This window comes from Streptomyces sp. NPDC092369 (assembly GCF_044755245.1).
In the GTDB taxonomy this organism is placed as follows: Bacteria; Actinomycetota; Actinomycetes; order Streptomycetales; family Streptomycetaceae; genus Streptomyces.
The window spans coordinates 314,496-333,130 of record NZ_JBIVQP010000008.1; the positions used below are offsets into that span (position 1 = coordinate 314,496).

16 protein-coding genes and 1 pseudogene are annotated in these 18,635 nt (G+C 69.6%); 12 read left to right on the forward strand and 5 right to left on the reverse strand.

Going from position 1 to position 18,635, the window contains the following annotated elements:
- The first annotated feature begins 103 nt into the window (after positions 1-103).
- From ACIQI8_RS39365 to ACIQI8_RS39385, 5 genes are read left to right on the forward strand one after another with little or no spacing between them, the layout of a single operon-like run.
- Entirely contained in the window at positions 104-1,693 is a 1,590-nt protein-coding gene (locus ACIQI8_RS39365) for an ATP-binding protein (RefSeq protein WP_402362079.1), read from the forward strand.
- Complete coding sequence (locus ACIQI8_RS39370) at positions 1,690-2,097, forward strand: roadblock/LC7 domain-containing protein (protein WP_124002712.1); 408 nt, start codon at positions 1,690-1,692, stop codon at positions 2,095-2,097. The genes ACIQI8_RS39365 and ACIQI8_RS39370 overlap by 4 nt, the downstream gene beginning before the upstream one ends.
- Entirely contained in the window at positions 2,094-2,540 is a 447-nt protein-coding gene (locus ACIQI8_RS39375) for a DUF742 domain-containing protein (protein WP_402362082.1), read from the forward strand. The genes ACIQI8_RS39370 and ACIQI8_RS39375 overlap by 4 nt, the downstream gene beginning before the upstream one ends.
- A complete protein-coding gene (locus ACIQI8_RS39380; protein WP_402362085.1) occupies positions 2,521-3,141 on the forward strand; it encodes a GTP-binding protein in 621 nt (206 codons plus the stop codon). Before ACIQI8_RS39375 ends, ACIQI8_RS39380 begins: the two co-directional genes overlap by 20 nt.
- A 53-nt stretch (positions 3,142-3,194) precedes the next feature.
- On the forward strand, positions 3,195-4,703 hold the full coding sequence (locus ACIQI8_RS39385) for a cytochrome P450 (RefSeq protein ID WP_402362088.1): 1,509 nt from the start codon (positions 3,195-3,197) through the stop codon (positions 4,701-4,703).
- A 33-nt stretch (positions 4,704-4,736) separates the two neighbouring features.
- Here the strand turns inward: ACIQI8_RS39385 and ACIQI8_RS39390 are convergent, their stop codons facing one another.
- Positions 4,737-5,771, reverse strand: a complete 1,035-nt coding sequence (locus tag ACIQI8_RS39390; RefSeq protein ID WP_402362091.1) for an RluA family pseudouridine synthase — start codon at positions 5,769-5,771, stop codon at positions 4,737-4,739.
- Between the two features lie 39 nt (positions 5,772-5,810).
- A pseudogene (locus tag ACIQI8_RS39395) lies at positions 5,811-6,302 on the reverse strand (Cmx/CmrA family chloramphenicol efflux MFS transporter); the annotation flags it as partial.
- A 142-nt stretch (positions 6,303-6,444) separates the two neighbouring features.
- Here ACIQI8_RS39395 and ACIQI8_RS39400 point away from each other — a divergent pair.
- The gene (locus tag ACIQI8_RS39400) at positions 6,445-7,011 is read left to right on the forward strand and encodes a hypothetical protein (protein ID WP_402362094.1); all 567 of its coding nucleotides are present in this window, start codon (positions 6,445-6,447) and stop codon (positions 7,009-7,011) included.
- 119 nt (positions 7,012-7,130) lie between these two features.
- Positions 7,131-7,823, forward strand: coding sequence for a PASTA domain-containing protein (locus ACIQI8_RS39405; RefSeq protein WP_402362097.1), 693 nt, complete (start codon positions 7,131-7,133; stop codon positions 7,821-7,823).
- Positions 7,824-7,972: 149 nt separating this feature from the next.
- Here the strand turns inward: ACIQI8_RS39405 and ACIQI8_RS39410 are convergent, their stop codons facing one another.
- Positions 7,973-9,535: an amino acid permease gene (locus tag ACIQI8_RS39410; protein ID WP_402362099.1), complete on the reverse strand. Its 1,563-nt coding sequence runs from the start codon at positions 9,533-9,535 to the stop codon at positions 7,973-7,975.
- A gap of 252 nt (positions 9,536-9,787) precedes the next feature.
- Here ACIQI8_RS39410 and ACIQI8_RS39415 point away from each other — a divergent pair, with 252 nt between their 5' ends.
- The 3 genes from ACIQI8_RS39415 to ACIQI8_RS39425 all read left to right on the forward strand — a co-directional run bounded on the left by ACIQI8_RS39415 (position 9,788) and on the right by ACIQI8_RS39425 (position 12,415).
- Positions 9,788-10,408: a PadR family transcriptional regulator gene (locus ACIQI8_RS39415; protein ID WP_402362102.1), complete on the forward strand. Its 621-nt coding sequence runs from the start codon at positions 9,788-9,790 to the stop codon at positions 10,406-10,408.
- 187 nt (positions 10,409-10,595) lie between these two features.
- The gene (locus ACIQI8_RS39420; protein ID WP_402362105.1) at positions 10,596-11,642 is read left to right on the forward strand and encodes an ATP-binding cassette domain-containing protein; all 1,047 of its coding nucleotides are present in this window, start codon (positions 10,596-10,598) and stop codon (positions 11,640-11,642) included.
- Positions 11,639-12,415 carry an ABC transporter permease gene (locus ACIQI8_RS39425; RefSeq protein WP_402362108.1) on the forward strand — a complete coding sequence of 259 codons (777 nt, stop codon included), beginning with the start codon at positions 11,639-11,641 and terminating at the stop codon, positions 12,413-12,415. Before ACIQI8_RS39420 ends, ACIQI8_RS39425 begins: the two co-directional genes overlap by 4 nt.
- 89 nt (positions 12,416-12,504) lie before the next feature.
- Here ACIQI8_RS39425 and ACIQI8_RS39430 read toward each other — a convergent pair whose 3' ends face one another.
- A complete protein-coding gene (locus ACIQI8_RS39430; RefSeq protein WP_402362111.1) occupies positions 12,505-13,353 on the reverse strand; it encodes a siderophore-interacting protein in 849 nt (282 codons plus the stop codon).
- A gap of 192 nt (positions 13,354-13,545) precedes the next feature.
- Positions 13,546-14,475 carry a 5'-3' exonuclease H3TH domain-containing protein gene (locus ACIQI8_RS39435; protein WP_402362780.1) on the reverse strand — a complete coding sequence of 310 codons (930 nt, stop codon included), beginning with the start codon at positions 14,473-14,475 and terminating at the stop codon, positions 13,546-13,548.
- Positions 14,476-14,671: 196 nt separating this feature from the next.
- On the opposite strand from ACIQI8_RS39435, the gene ACIQI8_RS39440 reads away from it, so the two are divergent.
- Together ACIQI8_RS39440 and ACIQI8_RS39445 are read left to right on the forward strand one after the other, a co-directional pair.
- On the forward strand, positions 14,672-15,727 hold the full coding sequence (locus ACIQI8_RS39440) for a glycine betaine/L-proline ABC transporter ATP-binding protein (protein ID WP_402362114.1): 1,056 nt from the start codon (positions 14,672-14,674) through the stop codon (positions 15,725-15,727).
- A complete protein-coding gene (locus ACIQI8_RS39445) occupies positions 15,720-18,332 on the forward strand; it encodes an ABC transporter permease/substrate binding protein (RefSeq protein ID WP_402362117.1) in 2,613 nt (870 codons plus the stop codon). The genes ACIQI8_RS39440 and ACIQI8_RS39445 overlap by 8 nt, the downstream gene beginning before the upstream one ends.
- The last annotated feature ends 303 nt before the right edge of the window (positions 18,333-18,635 follow it).

The following is an 18,635-nucleotide window of genomic DNA, read 5'->3' on the forward strand; positions in this document are numbered from 1 at the left end:
CGGTCGGACTAAGCTCGCCCGCAGCGCACCGAGTTGAGATGTATTCGTGCGCTTGTTCCCCATATGTGCGACTCCCCCCGTCGATTTGTTTCAGAGGGCCTACATGGTGAGTGTTCAATCCCCTCCCGGGCGCCGCGAACTTCCTTACGCGCGCGTGCTGTTGCTGCCTGCCATAGTGATGGCCGCCGCGACCGGAGCCGCCGTCGCCGTGGTGACCGAGCCGGCCCGCGCGGCCGTCGGCTGGTGCGGCGCCGTCGCCACGCTCCTGGTGATCGCGACGGCGGCCGAAGCGGTACGACGCGGCCGAGCACTGCGGAACCTGCGCGAGCAGAGCGGTCGTCACACTGCGTATCTGGAACGGCGGATCTCCCTGCACGAGCAGGAGATGCTCCGCTTCGCTTACGAGATCGCGCCCGCCGCGCTCCAGCTGATGCGGGCCGGGAATTCCCCCGGAGAGGTGATTCGCCGACTCGGTGACCTCGACCCCTCCTACGCCGAACTCCCCGAGGCACAGGTGCGGGTGCTGAAGACGGTGCTCGACATCATCGACCGCGAGGAGGCCCTGCGGGACTCCTCGCAGCGCTCCTTCGTCGACGTCGCCCGCCGCGTTCAGGCGATCGTCCACCAACAGGCGAAAGAACTCCGGGAGATGGAGGAGGACCACGGCCGCAACCCGGAGGTCTTCGACGACCTCCTGCGCATCGACCACGGCACCGCGCTGATCGGCCGGCTCGCCGACTCCGTCGCCGTGCTCGGCGGCGGCCGCCCCGGCCGCCAGTGGCCGGCCCCGGTGACCCTCTACAGCACGCTGCGCGGTGCCATGTCCCGCATCCTGGAGTACCGGCGCATCTCGCTGGACTCCATCGCCCACGTCAACATCCGCGGCGTCTCCGTCGAGCCGGTCATCCACGCCTGCGCCGAACTCCTCGACAACGCCACGCGCTACTCGCCGCCGCAGACCAAGGTGCACGTCACCGCCACCGAGGTGCAGACCGGCGTCGCCATCGAGATCGAGGACGCCGGCGTCAGTCTCAGCGAGGAGGCCCGCGCCAAGACCGAGGCCCTGCTGGAGCGCGCCAAGGCCGGCGTCGACCTCCAGGACCTCGGCGAGTCCCCGCGCCTGGGCCTCGCTGTCGTGGGCCGCCTGTGCAAGGCGTACGACATGCAGATCTCGCTGCGTTCCTCGGCGTACGGCGGTGTCCGTGCCGTCCTCATCGTGCCGCGCGTGATGATGACCACCGACCCCGCGCCCGGCCTCGCCCACGGCGTCGGCGCCACCGGCTCGCCCAGGCCCGAACTCGGCGCGATCGAAGGTCCCAAGCGCGCGCCGAAGAAGCGGCGCCCCACCAGTCCGCGCATCCCGGCCGGTGTGTCCATGGAGGACGAGGTCCCCGAGGTCACCGAATGGACCGCGGGCGGCCTGCCGCAGCGCCGCAGCCGGGTCAAGACCCCGATGCACGTGCGAATCGCCGAGCAGGCCGCCATCGAACGGGCCGAGCGGGAGGGCACCCCGACCGTCTGGTCCACGCCCAAGCCCGAGCCCGAGCCGGAGAAGAAGGACGAACCCGAACCCGGCCTGTGGGTCGAGGCGTTCTGGGACGGACTCAAGGGCATGCCGGACCCGTTCGACACCCCCCAGCCGACCAACGAGCCGGCCCGTGTTGAGGCCGACGACGAGAGGGACCCCAAGTGATCCAGCAGCGAGCCAACTTCGACTGGATGCTCAAGGATCTCGCCGACGGAGTACCGGGCATCGAGATGATCGTGGTGCTCTCCGCCGACGGCCTGCGCATCGCTCGCTACGGCGGCGATCCGGACGCGGCCGACCGCGTCGCCGCGGCCTGCGCGGGACTGCAGAGTCTGGCGGGTGCCGTGGCCCAGGAGATCCCGGACAGCGACGGCCGGATGAAGCTGGTCATCATCGAGATCAACGGCGGCTACTTCTACCTGATGGCAGCGGGCGCCAACGCCTACCTCGCGGTCCTCTCCGACGTCGTCGCCGAACCCGGGCTGATGAGCAACCGCATGCGCGACCTCGTCGTACGCATCGGAGCCCACCTCACCAGTCCGCCCAGGCGCAACGGGCAGACCGTATGACTCCTCCGCAACGCCGACGGCGATATCGCAAGGAAGAACCGCCCCGCAAACCCAAAGAGGTCATCGAGACCGAACAGGGTGACGAAAGCGCGCGGGGCGAAGAGGGCAAACAGGCCGACGGGAAGGCGCCGGAACGGCTGTACGTGGTCGCCGGACGGGACGGCGAGCGCGCCGACCTCGACCTGGTCACCCTCATCGTGGCGCACTCCGACCCGTCGCCCTCCTCCACGCCCGAGCAGACGACGATGCTCCGGCTCTGTTCCGCCCCGCTCTCGGTGGCCGAGCTCTCGGCGTATCTCAGCCTGCCGTTCAGTGTGGTGACCGTGCTGCTCACCGAGATGCTGACGGCCGAACTGGTGGTGGCGCGCGCCCCGATCGTCCGGCAGGCGCTCCCCGACCGTTCCCTTCTCGAAGCGGTGATGCATGGACTTCAAAGGCTCTGACACCGTCCCCGGCCCACGCACCGAGGACCACCTGCCGCACACGGCCCAGGCCGCGGCGAAGATCGTGATCGTGGGCGGCTTCGGAGTCGGCAAGACGACCATGGTCGGCTCGGTCAGCGAGATCAGGCCGCTGACCACCGAGGAGACCATGACGCAGGCCGGCGTCGGGGTCGACGACAACTACGGCTCCGAGACCAAGACGGCCACCACCGTCGCCATGGACTTCGGCCGCATCAGCATCACCGAGAAACTGGTGCTGTACCTCTTCGGCACACCGGGCCAGGAGCGCTTCTGGTTCCTGTGGAACGGCCTCTTCGAGGGCGCGTTGGGCGCGGTCGTGCTGATCGACACCCGCCGCCTGGAGGTCAGCTTCGACGTCATAGGGCGACTGGAGGAGCGCGGTGTGCCGTTCGTCGTCGCCGTCAACTCCTTCCCGGACGGCCCCCGTTACCCCGTCGAGGACCTGCGCACCGCGCTCGACCTGGCGGAGGACATCCCGATCATCGAGTGCGACGTGCGCCGCCGGGCCTCCAGCCGGGACGTCCTGATGACCCTCATGCGCTTCCTGCACTCGCTCGCCATGACGGGCGCGCTCACCTGACAGCCCGGTCCAGCCCGCCCCCCAGACAACGGATCCCCTTCGGAGCGACCACCGTGACGCCTGAATCCCACTCCCTCACCGGTACGGACGACCCCACGCTCGGACCGCCGCCCGGCTGTCCCGCCCACAACCGCGGCCCCGGGGGACTGCACCGGCTCTACGGCCCCGAGGCGGAGGACCTGGCCTCCCTGTACGAGCAACTGCGCGAGGAACACGGCCCGGTGGCGCCCGTACTGCTCCACGACGACGTGCCGATGTGGGTGGTGCTCGGCCACACCGAGAACCTGCACATGCTGCGTACCCCCTCGCAGTTCTGCCGGGACAGCCGCATCTGGTCCCCGCTCCAGGAGGGCATGGTCAAGCCCGACCACCCGCTGATGCCGCACATCGCCTGGGAGCCCATCTGCTCCCACGCGGAGGGCGACGAACACCTGCGGCTGCGCGGCGCGGTCACCGGCGCCATCTCGACCATCGACCACCGCGGCACCCGCCGGCACATCAACCGCGCGACGCAGCGCCTGGTCAACCAGTTCTGCGAGACCGGCCGCGCCGACCTCGTCAGCGACTTCGCCGAGCACCTGCCGATGGCCGTGATGTGCGAGATCCTCGGCATGCCCGAGGAGTACAACGACCGGATGGTGCAGGCCACCCGCGACATGCTCAAGGGCACCGAGACCGCGATCGCCAGCCACGGCTACGTCCTCGGCACACTGGAACGGCTGACCGCGCGCCGGCGCCGGCAGCCCGAGGAGGACTTCGCCAGCCAGCTCATCGGCCACCCGGCCAAGCTCACCGACGACGAGGTCACCAAGCACCTCTGGGTCGTCCTCATGGCCGCGTACGAGGCCACCGTCAACCTCATCGCCAACGTGCTGCGCATGGTCCTGACCGACCCGCGCTTCCGGGCCCAACTCAGCGGCGGCCAGATGACGGTGCCCGAGGCGGTCGAGCAGTCCCTGTGGGACGAACCGCCGTTCAGCACCGTCTTCGCCTACTACGCCAAGAGCGACACGGAGTTGGGCGGCCAGCGCATCCGCGAGGGCGACGGACTGCTCTTCGGTGTCGCGCCGGGCAACGTCGACCCGCGCGTGCGCCCCGACCTCGCCGCCAACATGCAGGGCAACCGGTCCCACCTCGCCTTCGGCGGCGGCCCGCACGAGTGCCCGGGCCAGGACATCGCCCGTGGCATCGCGATCACCGGTGTGGACGCGCTGCTGATGCGTCTGCCGGACGTCCAACTCGACTGCGACGAGGAGGACTTGACCTGGACGCAGTCGATCGCCTCGCGGCACCTGGTGGAGCTGCCGGTCTTCTTCGACCCGAAGCCGCCGCAGGACATCATGCAGAAGCCGGGCCACGCCCCGGTCCCGCCGCAGCGCGCCACCTGGCAGGTGGGCACCACGCAGTCCGAGCCGTCGACGCCGGTGGCCGCGGCGCCCGTCGTGGAGCCGCGACCGGTCGCACCGCCGCCGCCGCTGCCGACGCCCGCGCCGATGCAGGAACCCGTGCACGGGTCGAGCGTCTGGCAGCGGTTCCTGCGCTGGTGGCGCGGCGGCTACTGACATCCCGGTCGGGCTCCCCGTCCCGGTCGGTGGCTACGCACCGTCTCGGTCGTGCGGTTGCTCAGCGTCCCGGTCGGGCGGTTGCTCAGCGTCCCGGTCGGGCGGTTGCTCGGCGTCCCGGTCGTCCCAATCGCCGTACGAGGACCAGGCTTCGAGCGTGCGCGTGCTCCGCAGCCGGTGCTCCACCCCCGTGACCGGATCGGTGAACTCCAGGGTCCGCGCCAGCAGTTGGAGCGGGCGCCGGAAGTCACCGGGCGGCACGGGGTCGGCGACCTCGGGATAGAGCGGGTCGCCGAGGATGGGTACGCCGAGCCGGTTCATGTGGACGCGCAGCTGGTGCGTCTGGCCCGTGGCGGGCAGCAGCCGGTACCGCGCGATCCCGAACTCCGTGCGCCGCTCCACGAGTTCGACGCGGCTCACCGCGTTCGGCTCACCGTCGACCTCGTAGGCGGCCAGCACTCCTCGCTCCTTCACGATCCGGCTGCGCACGGTCCGAGGGAGTTCGAGCCCGGGATCGTACGGAGCCACCGCCTCGTACTCCTTGCGCACCTTCCTGTCGCGGAACAGCGACTGGTACGCGCCCCGGTCCTCGGGTCGCACGGTGAACAGCACCAGCCCGGCGGTGAGCCGGTCGAGGCGGTGCGCGGCACCGAGCGCCGGAATCCCCAACTCCCGGCGCAGCCGCGCCAGCGCGGTCTCGGTGACATGGCTGCCGCGCGGGGTGGTGGCCAGGAAGTGCGGTTTGTCGGCGACGACGAGGTGCTCGTCCCGGTACACGACGTCCAGCGCGAACGGCACGGGCACCTCGGCGGGCAGTTCGCGGTGGAACCACACGAACATGCCGGGCTCGTACGCGGTTTCCGGCGCCACGGCCCGCCCGTCGGTCCCGACGATCTCCCCCGCGTCGAACATCCCGTCGACGACCCCGACCCCCGCCCCGCTCAGCCGCTCGACGAGATACGCGCGCACGGTGGGCCAGGGGCCGTCCTGGGGCAGTTTCACGCGCACGGGGTCGACGCCCTGGCGTTGGGGGAGGGGGGAGGGCGGGATGCGGGGTTTGCGTTTCATCAGGGGGTCAGCGTACGAGGAGCGGGGGCGGCATCGGGGTCAGGCGTACGGGGGCCGGGCGGTGCGCAGGGGGCCCAGAGCCCGGTACGCGATCGGCAGGGCGAGCGCCACGAGGAGGCCGCTCGCCCGCAGGGGTCCGCGGTCTCCGGCGGGGGTGTCGAGGGCGGTCGCGGCCAGGAGGGGGCCGACGGCCGCGCCGATGTTGAGGGCGGCGGTGGCGTAGGAACCGGCCATGGTGGGGGCGCCCGCGGCCTCGTAGAGGACTCGGGTGATCAGGGTGGCGCCCAGCGCGAACGAGAGCGTGCCCTGCACGAGGACGAGGGCGAGCAGGGCGGCCGGCCGGTCGGCGAGTACGGCCAGAGCCGGCCAGCCGATGAGCAGCAGCGGTCCGCCGGCCGCCAGGACCAGGCCGGGGCGTCGGTCGGACAGGCGTCCGGCGAGGGTGACACCGGCGAGTGAGCCGACGCCGAAGAGGACCAGGACGACGGAGATCCACAGTCGGCCGAGGCCCGCGGTACCGGTCACGACGGGGCCAGATCTGCGGCTCCGTCGCGCTCCGTCCAGCGGTGTCCCGAGCTCTCACTCATCAGTAGTCAATATGGGCACACTTCCCCCATGCGTCGCACATGAGGACACATGATGCCGTCCTGCCCATCACGTCCTTGGGGGGACCATGACTGACGCCGCGCCGCCACCCATGCCCGACTTCCCGCCGTCGGCGCCCGAGCCGTCGGCTCCCAAAGTGTCGCGCACCCACCTGATCGTCATCGCCTCGGCCGCGGCAGTGATCGCCGCCGTCATCGGCACGGGCATCGTGGTGGCGCGGTCCGGAGACGCCGACGGCAAGCCGGCCTCGGCCGGGTCGACGTCCAGTGCCCCGGACGAGGACGCCGTGACCGTCGCCGAGGAGGAGCCGGACCCCTCGCCGGTGTACGACGAGGTCGCCGCCGAAGACTTCACGATCGAACTGCGCACCACGTCGCGGCAGTGCTTCGGGTCGGCCGGCTGCAATGTGACGGTCGAGCCGGATCTGACCTTCCTGGGTGACAGTGAGGACATCGACCCGGACGCCGTCTACGGGATCACCTATGAGATCCACGGCGACGAGTCGGGCCCGGTCATCGCGACGGCCGAGTTGTCGGACCGGACGAGTCTGAACTACACGCCGTCGGTGATCAGCACGGTCTCGTCGGGCACGAAGGTGTCCGTGGAGATCACCGGCGTCACGGCTCAGGGGTAGGGGGCGTCGCGGGTCCGGCCTGCAGAATCCGTACCCGCCACGCGTTCGCCACGCACCGTACGGGCCGTCCGGCCCGACCTGACACGGTGTCCGCTCATCTACGTATCAGAGGTCGCATCGTGTCCAACTCCGCATTGCCGCAGCCTGGTTCGCCGACATGGGGCGGAGGTCCACCGCCGAAGCAGCGGCGGAACTGGAAGCTCGTCGGCGGTGTCACCGCGGGCATCCTCGTCATCGGTGGCATCGGCTCCGCCTGCGACGACGACAAGACCGGCGGAAGCGGCAGTCCGACCACCCCGGCCACCGGCGGTAGCCCCACGGCCGTCGACGAGACCAGGACAGTCCCCGACTTTGTCGGTATGGGTCTTCAATCCGCCCAGGACACCGCGCAGGAGGCCGGGTTCTACGACCTGAAGAGCCACGACTCCCTGGGTCGTGACCGGCATCAGATCCTCGACCGGGATTGGAAGGTCTGCTCCCAGAACGTGAAGGCCGGCACCGGCGTGGCCACGGACACCAAGCTGGACTTCGGCGCGGTCAAGCTTGACGAGACCTGCCCCACCGAGGACCAGGCGGCACCCTCGGAGGCCGGCGGGACCATGCCGGACTTCAAGGGGAAGTCGGTCCAGGCCGCCCGTGACGCGCTCGACTCCAGTACCTCGATCACGGTCGATGACGCGTCCGGCGACGGGCGGCTCGTACTCATCGGCTCGAACTGGCAGGTGTGCAGCCAACAGCCGGTCGCGGGGGCGAAGTTGAGCGGGCAGCCGGTCGTGTTCGGCGCGGTGAAGTTCGGCGAGTCCTGTCCGTAGCGTCGTTGTCAGTGCTCGCGCGTAGCCTGGCGGCCATTCCATCCGTGCTCGCCGGCTGCTTGCGCTGGATGCTCCGATGCTCCGCCCGATGGACAGCGCCAACGGGCGGGGCATCGCGATGGCCGCAGAGTACGAGCGGGCCGGGGAGCTCAAGCGGATTCGACGGGCGCTCCCGCCACTGCCCCTTCCGGAACGGACGTCCCCCGTCGCGCCTTCACGCCCTGGTACAGGAACCCGAGCAGCACCGTGACCAGCAGGAATACGGCGGTGAACCACTGGAAGTACCAATGCCCACCCGCCGGGTCGTAGACCGCCGCCCGTGGCCACGCCAGGTTGATCGTCATCAGGAGGCCGTAGACCAGGGCGAGGGCGTTGATCGGGATGCCCCAGCGGCCGAGGGAGAAGAGTTTCGCGCCCTTCTCGTCGGTGCCGTCCGTCGTGAACTCGCCGCGTAGGCGGCGGAGGAGGAGCGGGCCCGTGACCATCGCGTAGGCCAGGTACAGCATCACGATGCAGGTGGTGCCGATGGCCAGGAAGGCCTCGGGGGAGGAGAAGTTGAGGAGGAGCAGGGCCGCTGCCAGGACGCCTACCACCAGGGCCGGGGCGCTGGGCATGCCCGTGCGGGGGTTGACCCTGGACAGGCGGGCGGCGAAGGGGAGTTGGCCGTCGCGGGCCATGGAGAACAGCATGCGGCAGGCCGCTGTCTGGATGGCGAGGGTGGCCACGGCGATCGCCACGACCACGTCGGCGAGCAGCACCTTGCCGAAGCCGTCGCCGAGGCTGCTGGTGAGGACGTAGCTCAGGCCGTCGACCGACAGGTGGCCGTCGGTGAGGCTGGGGGCGGCGAGCAGGCCGCCGAGAACGATCAGGCCGCCCAGCAGGCCCGCGGCGCCGAGCGCGGTGAGGATCGTGCGGGGTGCCGTGCGGCGGGGGTCGCGGGTCTCCTCGCTCATCTCACCCGCGCTGTCGAAGCCGATCATCACGTACGCCGCCGTGAACGAGCCCACCGCCAGTGCCCCGAACAGGCCCGACTGGGCAGCGCCCGTGGTGTGGAAGGTGATGCTCGGGGTGCGCTCGGAGTGGGTCAGCAGCAGGACGACGATGAGGATCGCGCCGATGATCTCGGCGGTCACGCCGACCCGGTTGATCAGGGACATCACACGGTTGTCGAGGATGTTCACCAGCGTGGTGAGGACCAGCAGGATCACGCCGAGCACGGCCGCGTTGGCCGCGCCGTCCGCCGAGGTCGGGGCGGGGTCGGTGCCGATCAGCTGGAAGCCCGACCAGATCGCCGGCAGCACCATCTGGAGCGCGAGAGCCGCAGCGGCGACCACCACGATCTGTCCGATCACCATGATCCAGCCGGCGAACCAGCCGAACGTGAGGTTCGACAGGCGCGAGGACCACTGGTAGATGGCGCCGGAGATCGGGTAGCGCGCGGCCAGTTCGGCGAAGCAGGCGGCCACCAGCAGCTGGCCGACCAGGACCACCGGCCAGGCCCAGAAGAAGGCGGGGCCGCCGAACGCGTACCCGAAGGCGAAGAACTGGAAGACGGTCGTCAGGACCGAGATGAAGGAGAAGCCGGCCGCGAAGGAGGCGTACCGGCCGAGGCTGCGGTGCAGCTCCTGGCGGTAGCCGAACTCGGCGAGGGAGTGGTCGTCGGGGGAGTGCGGCGGATCGGGGCGTACGTCGGAGGGGGCGGTTGTCGTCACGGCGGCACCTGCCTTCGGCGCGGGAGCGGAGAGTGGCGCGGGGTTCCTGTCGGCGACAGGGCGTGCGGAGTTCCTGTCAGGCGACAGAAATTAGGGAGGGGCTGTTTCGTACGCGTCACGCCGCCGTGTCCGCGGGGGGCCCAAGTCCTCACGCCCTTGCGGTGACACCGGAATCGCGATACATCGTGTATTGACGCCGCGGGCCACTCGCGATATGTTCGCTCACGGATATTCGGAAGCGAGGTGTTCTCCATGGCGGTGAAGCGCCGCAAGCTCAGCAACCCGCTCGCGCTCGCCGTGCTGGTCACCCTCTGGCAGAAACCCATGCACCCGTACGAGATCGCCCAGACCCTGCGCCGCCAGGGCAAGGACACCAGCACGAAGATCAACTACGGCTCGCTCTACACGGTCGTGCAGAGCCTGGAGAAGCACGGCTTCGTCGAGGTCACCGATGTGGAGCGGCAGGGCAATCGGCCCGAGCGCACGGTCTACGGGCTCACCGAGGCCGGGCGCACGGAGATGACCGAGTGGCTGTCGGATCTGGTGGCCGTCCCGGTCAAGGAGTACCCGATCTTCGAGACCGCGCTGTCGCTGATCGGGGCGCTGCCCCCTGACGAGGCGGTCCGGTTGCTCGAAGAGCGGCTGCGCAGCCTCGACTTGGAGGTGGCGAGCGGGCGGGCAGCGCTGGCGAAGCTCTGCGAGACGCTGCCGCGGATCTTCCTCGTGGAGGTCGAATACCAACTGCACATGGCCGAGGCGCAGGCGGAGTGGGTCCGGGGTCTCCTGGCGGAGATCGAGAAGGGCTCGCTGTCCGGCGTCGAGGGGTGGCGCCAGTTCCATGAAACGGGGGTTGTGCCACCGGAGTTCACGTAACGGAGAAGAACCCCGACCGAGCTGTTGCAGCAGCTCCGCCGGGGTCTCGAACCCCGAACCGACTCCACCGTGCGGCGAGCCAGGCTGATCGAGGTGCGGCACACCCAGGATAGCCCGGCGCTCTTCGCACGCGTGGACGGACGGATCGGTCCTCATCCGCATCCGCTCACTCAGGAGAGCTGTCGTCATGAGTCCCACCCCATCGGGTCCCACACATGGGAGTCCCACCCGCGCGCCCGCCGTCGAGGCGCGTCAGCTGATCAAGACCTACCCCGGCGATGTCACCGCCCTCAACGGCATGGACGTCACCGTCGAACCCGGCACCGTCTTCGGACTCCTCGGGCCGAACGGCGCCGGCAAATCCACCACCGTCAAGATCCTCACCACCCTGGCCCGCCCCGACTCGGGCACCGCCACCGTCGCCGGGCACGATGTGCTGCGCCATCCGGACCGGGTGCGCCGCGCGATCGGCGTGGTCGCCCAGAGCTCCGGCGCCGACCCCGTCGCCACGGGCCGCGAGAACCTCCAACTGCAGGGCAGGCTCTACGGGTTGAGGGGCGCCGGGCTCAACAGCCGCGTCGACGAGCTGCTCGACCGGTTCAGCCTCGCCGACGCCGCCCGGCGTCCCGTCAAGGGCTACTCCGGCGGCATGCGGCGACGGCTCGACGTGGCCCTCGGCCTGGTGCACCGCCCCGAGGTGCTCTTCCTCGACGAGCCCACCACCGGTCTGGATCCCGAGGCCCGCACCGCGATGTGGGACGAGATCGGTCGGCTGGCCGGCGACGAGGGGCTGACCATCCTGCTCACCACGCACTACCTGGAGGAGGCCGACCGGCTCGCCGAGCGCATCGCGATCGTCGACCGCGGCCGGGTCGTCGTGGAAGGCACCCCGGACTCCCTCAAGGGCGAACTCCGCGGTGACGCCGTTCACTTGGAGGTGCGCGAGGCGGTCGGTGAGGCCGGTCGTACGCTCCTCGGCGGTGCTCTGCGTCAAGTGCCCGGCGTGCACGAGGTGTTGGTCGACGGGCGCCGCATCAGCGTCCGTGCCGACGACGGAGCGGCCGCCGTACCCGCCCTGCTCGCGGCCCTGGAGCGGGCCGGGGTCGGCGTCGCCGCCGCGACCGTCGCCCGCCCCTCCCTCGACGACGTCTACCTCCGTTACGCGGGCCGCCGTTACGCCGAGGCCGACGCCGGAACCGACCAGCCCCTCGTCCTCGCCGGAGGTGCCCGATGAGCACGGCCGTCTCCCAGACCTGGTACATGACGCAGCGTCAACTCATGGTGTTCGCACGGCAGCCCGCGTTCGCCATCATCACTCTGATCCAACCGGTGATCTGGCTGTTCCTGTTCGGCGACCTCTTCAAGAACGTCGTCGAGCTGGGCGGCTTCGGCACCACCTCCTACCTCGACTACCTGGTGCCGGGCGTGGTGGTGATGAGCGCGCTCAGCTCCAACATGTGGGCCGGGATGGGCACGTTGGAGGAGATCCAGCGGGGCACCCTCAACCGCTTCCTGACCACCCCGGTCAGCCGGGCCGCCCTGATGAACGGCAACGTCGTCAACAACGGCCTGGTCACCGCGTTCCAGTCGGTCGTCATCGTGCTGCTCGGCCTGCTCGGCGGCGCCGACTACCCGGGTGGCATCGGTGGCGTGGCGATCCTGGTGGTCGCCTCGGTGCTGCTCGGCACGGTGTTCGGGGCGCTGTCCAACGCGTTGGGCATGCTGGTGCGGGAGCGGGAGTCGATCATCGGGATCAACACCTTCCTGCTGCTGCCGCTGACGTTCCTGTCGAGCGCCTTCATGGCGCCGGCCCAGATGCCGGGCTGGATGCGGCACGTCGCCGACTTCAACCCGCTCAACTGGGCGATGGTCGCGGGCCGTTCGGCGCTGTCCGAGGATCCCGACTGGGGTGACGTGCTCAGCCGCGGGGGTGCGCTGCTGGCGCTCGCGGTGGTGGCGGTGTGGCTGTCGATCCGGACGTTCAGGTCGTATCAGCGGTCGGTGTAGGCGAGTTGGCCCCGTCGGCACGGGCGCATGACGAAGCGGCGGCAACCCGAGAGGTGCCGCCGCTTCCAAGATGCCGGGCAGGGGACGTGTCACGCCGCGGACGACGCGCTGCCCTCCTGCTCCGCCTCGATGCGCGCGTTCCACTCCCGCTTGGAGGCCTGCCAGCCGTCCTCGTTGTGGCCGAGCCGCCAGTAGCCGGAGATCGACAGGTCTTCGCGAGGGATCTCCAGATCGCAGTGGAGGAGTTGGCGCAGTTCCTTGACGAAGTGCGCCTCGCCGTGGACGAAGGCGTGCACCCGGCCCTCCGGGAACGACAGTGCCCGTACCGCGTCGAGAAGGGGCTCGCCGATCGGCCGGTCGCCGCGGTGTAGCCAGACGACCTCCACATCGGAGTCGATCTTCTGCTCCTCCTCGGGGCCGGAGACCTCGACGAAGGCGTGGGCGACCGCGCCCGCGGGCAGCGCCTCCAGGGAGCGGGCGATCGCGGGCAACGCGCTCTCGTCGCCGACGAGCAGATGCCAGTCCGCCTCCGGGTTCGGCGCGTAGGCACCGCCGGGGCCCATGAAGCGCACCTTCTCGCCCGGTTGGACGTTCGCCGCCCACGGGCCGGCCAGGCCCTCGTCGCCGTGCACCACGAAGTCCAGCGTCAGCTCAAGATGTTCGGGGTCCCAGGCGCGGACGGTGTAGGTCCGGGTCACCGGCCACTGCTCGCGGGGGAACTCCGCGCGGATCCGCTCAAGGTCGAAGGGCTCGGGATAAGTGGCGCCACCGGTGGGGAACAGGAGCTTCACGTAATGGTCGGTGCAGGTGTCGGCCGCGAACACGGCCAGTTCCTCGCCACCGAGCACCACGCGCTGCATGTGCGGGGTGAGCCGTTCGGTGCGGACGACCTGCGCGGTGTGGGGCTTCCGCGGCTTCCGAGCCGGGCGTTCTGCCATGGCGTCCTCCCTGGTCCCTTGCTTAGGTAAACCTAAGTTAGCATCTCTCCCCTACTTAACACCTCCCGCATGAGAGGTTGCTGAGACCGACACGCAGAGCTTTGCCCTCCCGAAATGAGAGGGTGAGTCGCTGATATGAGAACCAGGCTTGCGGTATTGACCGTCCCGATCATGCTCCGGGGGCGGCGAGCGTCAGCTCCCGAGGGTGACCAGCAGCCGGTGCAGCGAGCCGCCAAGCCCCCAGCGCGCCGCCAGCGCGTCCAGTGCCGCCGGGTCGCGCGGGGAGTGCGGCAGGGCCGTGTCGACCTCGGGAAGCGGCACGTCGTCGGCGACCTTCACCACCGTCGGGGCCACCGCCACGTACGGGCGGGACTCGTCCAGGCGCTTGCGCTGCGACGGCGTGAGCTTCGCCTTCGGGTCGTCCACCGCCGCCATGATCCCGACCAGGTCCCCGAACTCGGCGAGCAGCTTCGCGGCCGTCTTCTCGCCGATGCCCGGCACGCCCGGCAGGCCGTCGCTCGGGTCGCCGCGCAGGGTCGCCAGATCCGCGTACCCACGGCCGTCGACGCCGTACTTCTCGCGCAGCACCGCCTCGTCGGTGAGCTGGAGCATGCCGACGCCTTTGAGTGGATAGAGCACGCGCACCCCCCGCTCGTCGTCGACCAGCTGGTAGAGGTCGCGGTCGCCGGTGACGATGTCGACCGGGCCCTTCGCGAGCGCGGTGAACGTGCCGATCACGTCGTCCGCCTCGTACCGGGCGACGCCCACGCGCGCGATGCCGAGCGCGTCCAGGACGTCCTCGATGATCGGGACCTGCGGCGAGAGCGTGTCGGGGATCTCCTCCGCGTCCGGTCCCGCCTCGACCTCCTCGGCGACGCGGTGCGCCTTGTAGGAGGGGATGAGGTCGACCCGCCACTGGGGGCGCCAGTCCGCGTCCATGCACGCCACCAGCTGATCGGGGCGGTGGTCCTTGACCAGGCGGTCGATGAATTCGAGGAGGCCGCGCACGGCGTTCACCGGCGTGCCGTCCGGGGCCTTCACGGACTCCGGGACGCCGAAGTAGGCGCGGAAGTAGAGCGAGGCGGTGTCGAGGAGCATCAGTCGTCCGGTCACGCCTCGCATCATGCCGCACCGCACTGACACTCACCCGTCACCGGGCCCCGCATGGCAGTTGTAAACGACGTGTGAACTGGCCCACTGGTGCGTTTGTCCCGCCCCGACCAGGGCAGGGGCCGCCTCGGAGCGATGCCGATTGCACATACGACTGTTTGCGGCCCGTCGTCTCCTGTTCCCTTGCCCCGAGAGACGAGAGGTACGCGTGTCAGCCACGCTAGAGGCAGAGCATCTCTACAAGGTGTTCGGCAGACGACCCGACGAGGCGCTGCGGCGACTTGAGGACGGAGCCGACCGGGAGGAACTGCGCGCGGAGGGCACCACCGCCGCCGTCATCGACGCCTCCTTCACGGTGGACCCCGGCCAGATCTTCGTCGTGATGGGGTTGTCCGGATCCGGCAAGTCCACCCTCCTCAGGATGCTCAACGGCCTCCTGGAGCCGACCGCCGGCCATGTCCGCTTCGACGGACAGGACCTGACCGCACTCTCCGACCGCGACCTGCGCGCCGTCCGGGCCCGGAAGATCAGCATGGTCTTCCAGCACTTCGCGCTCTTCCCGCACCGCAGCGTCGTCGAGAACGCCGCTTACGGTCTGGCCGTGCAGGGCGTGCCCCGCGCCGAGCGCGAGCGTCGCGCCGGCGAGGCGCTCGCCCTGTGCGGACTGGCCGGCTGGGAGAAGTCCTGGCCCGACGAGCTGTCCGGTGGCATGCAGCAGCGCGTGGGTCTGGCCCGCGCGCTCGCCACAGACGCCGACCTGCTGCTGATGGACGAGTCGTTCAGCGCGCTGGACCCGCTGATCCGCCGCGACATGCAGGACCAACTGCTCCAGCTCCAGCAGTCGTTGAAGAAGACGATCGTCTTCATCACGCACGACCTCAACGAGGCCATGCGGCTGGGCGACCGCATCGCCGTCATGCGCGACGGACGCATAGTCCAGACCGGCACGGCACAGGACATCCTCGTCCGGCCCGCCGACGACTACGTCGCGTCCTTCACCAAGGACGTCGACCGCTCCCGCGTGCTCACCGCCTCGGCCGTGATGGACACGGACGTGCGCGGCGACGAGGCCGACTGCGGCTGTGCGCGTGAGAGCGAGTGCCGGACCGTGACGCCCGACACGCCCTTCACCGAACTCTGCGCGCTCAGCGCCCTGTTGACGCATCCGGTGGCCGTCGTGGACGCGGAACGGAAACTCGTCGGAGTGGTCCGGCAGTCGCGCCTGGTCGGCTTCCTCGGCAACGAGGAGGTGGCCCGTGCCTAGGATCCCGCTCGGCGACTGGGTCAACGACGCGGTCGACTGGCTGCTCAACCACGTCTCCTGGCTCTTCGACTTCCTCAAGACCGTCTTCACGGGCACCTACGACGGCATCGACGCCGTTCTCCAGGCGCCTCAACCCCTGCTGCTGGCAGGCATCTTCGCCGTGCTCGCGTTCTGGCTGCGCGGCACGACCGCAGGTCTGCTCACCTTCGTGGGGTTCGCCTTCATCGACTCCCTCGAACTGTGGGACGACGCGATGGTGACCCTCTCCCTCGTGCTGGTCGCCACGATCATCGCGCTCGTGATCTCCGTGCCGGTCGGCATCTGGGCCGCGCGCTCCAACCGGGTCAGCGGCATCGTCCGGCCCGTCCTGGACTTCATGCAGACGCTGCCCGCGATGATCTACCTCATCCCGGCGATCCTGTTCTTCGGCACCGGCGCCTCCGCGGGCATCGTCGCGACCCTGATCTTCGCGCTCGCCCCCGGTGTGCGCATGACGGAGCTGGGCATCCGGCAGGTCGACAAGGAACTGGTCGAGGCGGCCGACGCGTTCGGCACCACGCCCCGCGACACGCTCCTGCGCGTCCAGCTGCCGCTCGCCCTGCCGACCGTCATGGCCGGCGTCAACCAGGTCATCATGCTCGGCCTGTCGATGGCCGCGATCGCCGGCATGGTCGGCACCGGCGGCCTCGGCGGCGACGTCAACGAGGCCATCGGCCAGCTCAACGTCGGCCTCGGCTCCGAGGCGGGCGTGGCGATCGTGATCCTCGCGATCTACCTGGACCGCATGACCAGCGCCCTGGGCACCCAGGTCTCCCCGCTGGGCCGCCGCGCCGCCGCCAAGGCCCGCGCCGCCCAGAGCGGCCTGAAGATCTGGTCGTACCGGCCAAGCCCGCAGATCGCCGTGGTCGGTGTCGTCGTCCTGGCCCTGGTGGCGGGCGGCATGGGCATCTTCGGCGGCAGGTCGGACGGCACCGCGGTCGCCGACGGCAACGATGTCGGCCAGGGCAAGAAGCTCAGCATCGGCTACATCCCCTGGGACGAGGGCGTCGCCTCCACCTTCCTGTGGAAGGAGATCCTGGAGCAGCGCGGCTACCAGGTCGACGCCAAGCAGTTCGACGCGGGCCCGCTCTACACCTCCCTCGCGCAGGGCAGCGTCGACTTCGAGACCGACTCCTGGCTGCCGACCACCCACGCGCAGTACTGGAAGAAGTACGGCAGCAAGCTCGACGACCTCGGGGCCTGGTACGACCGGACCTCCCTGGAGCTGAGCGTCCCGGCGTACATGAAGGACGTCAACTCCCTGGCCGACCTCAAGGGCAAGGCGTCGACCTTCGGGGGGAAGATCACCGGCATCGAGTCCAGCGCCGGCGAGATGGCCCTGCTCAAGAGCAAGGTCCTCAAGGAGTACGGCCTCGACAAGGAGTACAAGGTCGTCGACAGCTCCACGCCCGCCATGCTGGCCGAGCTCAAGCGGGCGTACAGCAAGCAGGAGCCGGTCGTCGTCACGCTCTGGTCGCCGCACTGGGCGTACAACGACTACAAGCTGAAGAAGCTCAAGGACCCCAAGGGCGCCTGGGGCAAGGGCGACGGGGTGCACACCCTCTCCCGCAAGGGGTTCGCGGACGAGAACCCGACCGTGGGCGAGTGGCTGAAGGACTTCAAGCTCACCGAGAAGCAACTCACCAGCCTGGAAGCCGAGATCAACAAGGCGGGCAAGGGCAAGCAGCAGGACGCGGTGCGCACCTGGCTGAAGGACCAGCCCGGTCTCGTCGACAAGTTGGCCCCGGTCCGGAACACCAAGGCCGCGGCCGAGACCAAGCGCGCGATCGACGTGGCCTGGTTCCCGTGGGACGAGGACATCGCCGTCACCTATCTCTGGAAGAACGTCCTGGAGACTCGCGGCTACAAGCTGAACCTCAAGCAGATGGACGTCGGTCCGGTCTACACGGGCCTCGCCTCCGGTGACCTCGACCTCAACTTCGACGCCTGGCTGCCGTACGCGCAGCAGAACTACTGGGACAAGAGCAAGGACAGACTCAAGGACCTCGGCACCTGGTACCAGCCGACCTCCCTGGAGGTCGCCGTGCCCTCGTACGTCAAGGGCATCACGTCCTACGAGGACCTCAAGGGCAAGGCCGGCCTCTTCGACGGGAAGATCATCGGTATCGAACCGGGCACCGGCGAGATGAACCTGCTCAAGACGAAGGTGCTGCCGGGCTACGGCCTGGACAAGGAGTACGAGGTCGTCGACGGTTCCACGCCCGCGATGCTGGCCGAGCTCAAGCGCGCCTACGCCAAGAAGCAGCCCGTCGCCGTGGTCCTGTGGTCCCCGCACTGGGCATACAGCCAGTACGACCTCACCAAGCTGAAGGATGACAAGAAGCTCTTCGGCGAGGGCAACACGATCCGCACCATCTCGAACGAGAAGTTCCCGGGCGAATACCCCCAGCTCACCAAGTGGATCAAGAACTTTCACATGAGTGAGGCCGAACTGGGCAGCCTGGAGAGCGAGATCAACGAGCACGGCCAGGGCCACGTGCAGGAGGCGGTCGCCGCCTGGCTCAAGGATCACCCGGACATGGTGGACCGGATGACCCCGCACTAGCCGCCGCTCGGACACCCCCGAGGGGTGGGCCTCCCCGCGCGTCCTGACAGCGTGTGGTGGGGTCCACCCCTCGGGCCGTCTCGGGAACACATATGCCAAGGGCTACCAGAAGAATCCGGCCAACCACATAGCGCTACATCCCTGCCCAGGCCTCACCCCGGTCACGGCGACACCGTGGACCCGACCGGTCGCTTCCGTGTCGATGGGCGGGAACATGCGGGACCTTTCGGGCATTGAACTATGCGGTAGGGGTCCCGTACGGGAACTCATCCACTGGCAAGAGTTGGCGCGTTGACCGCACGG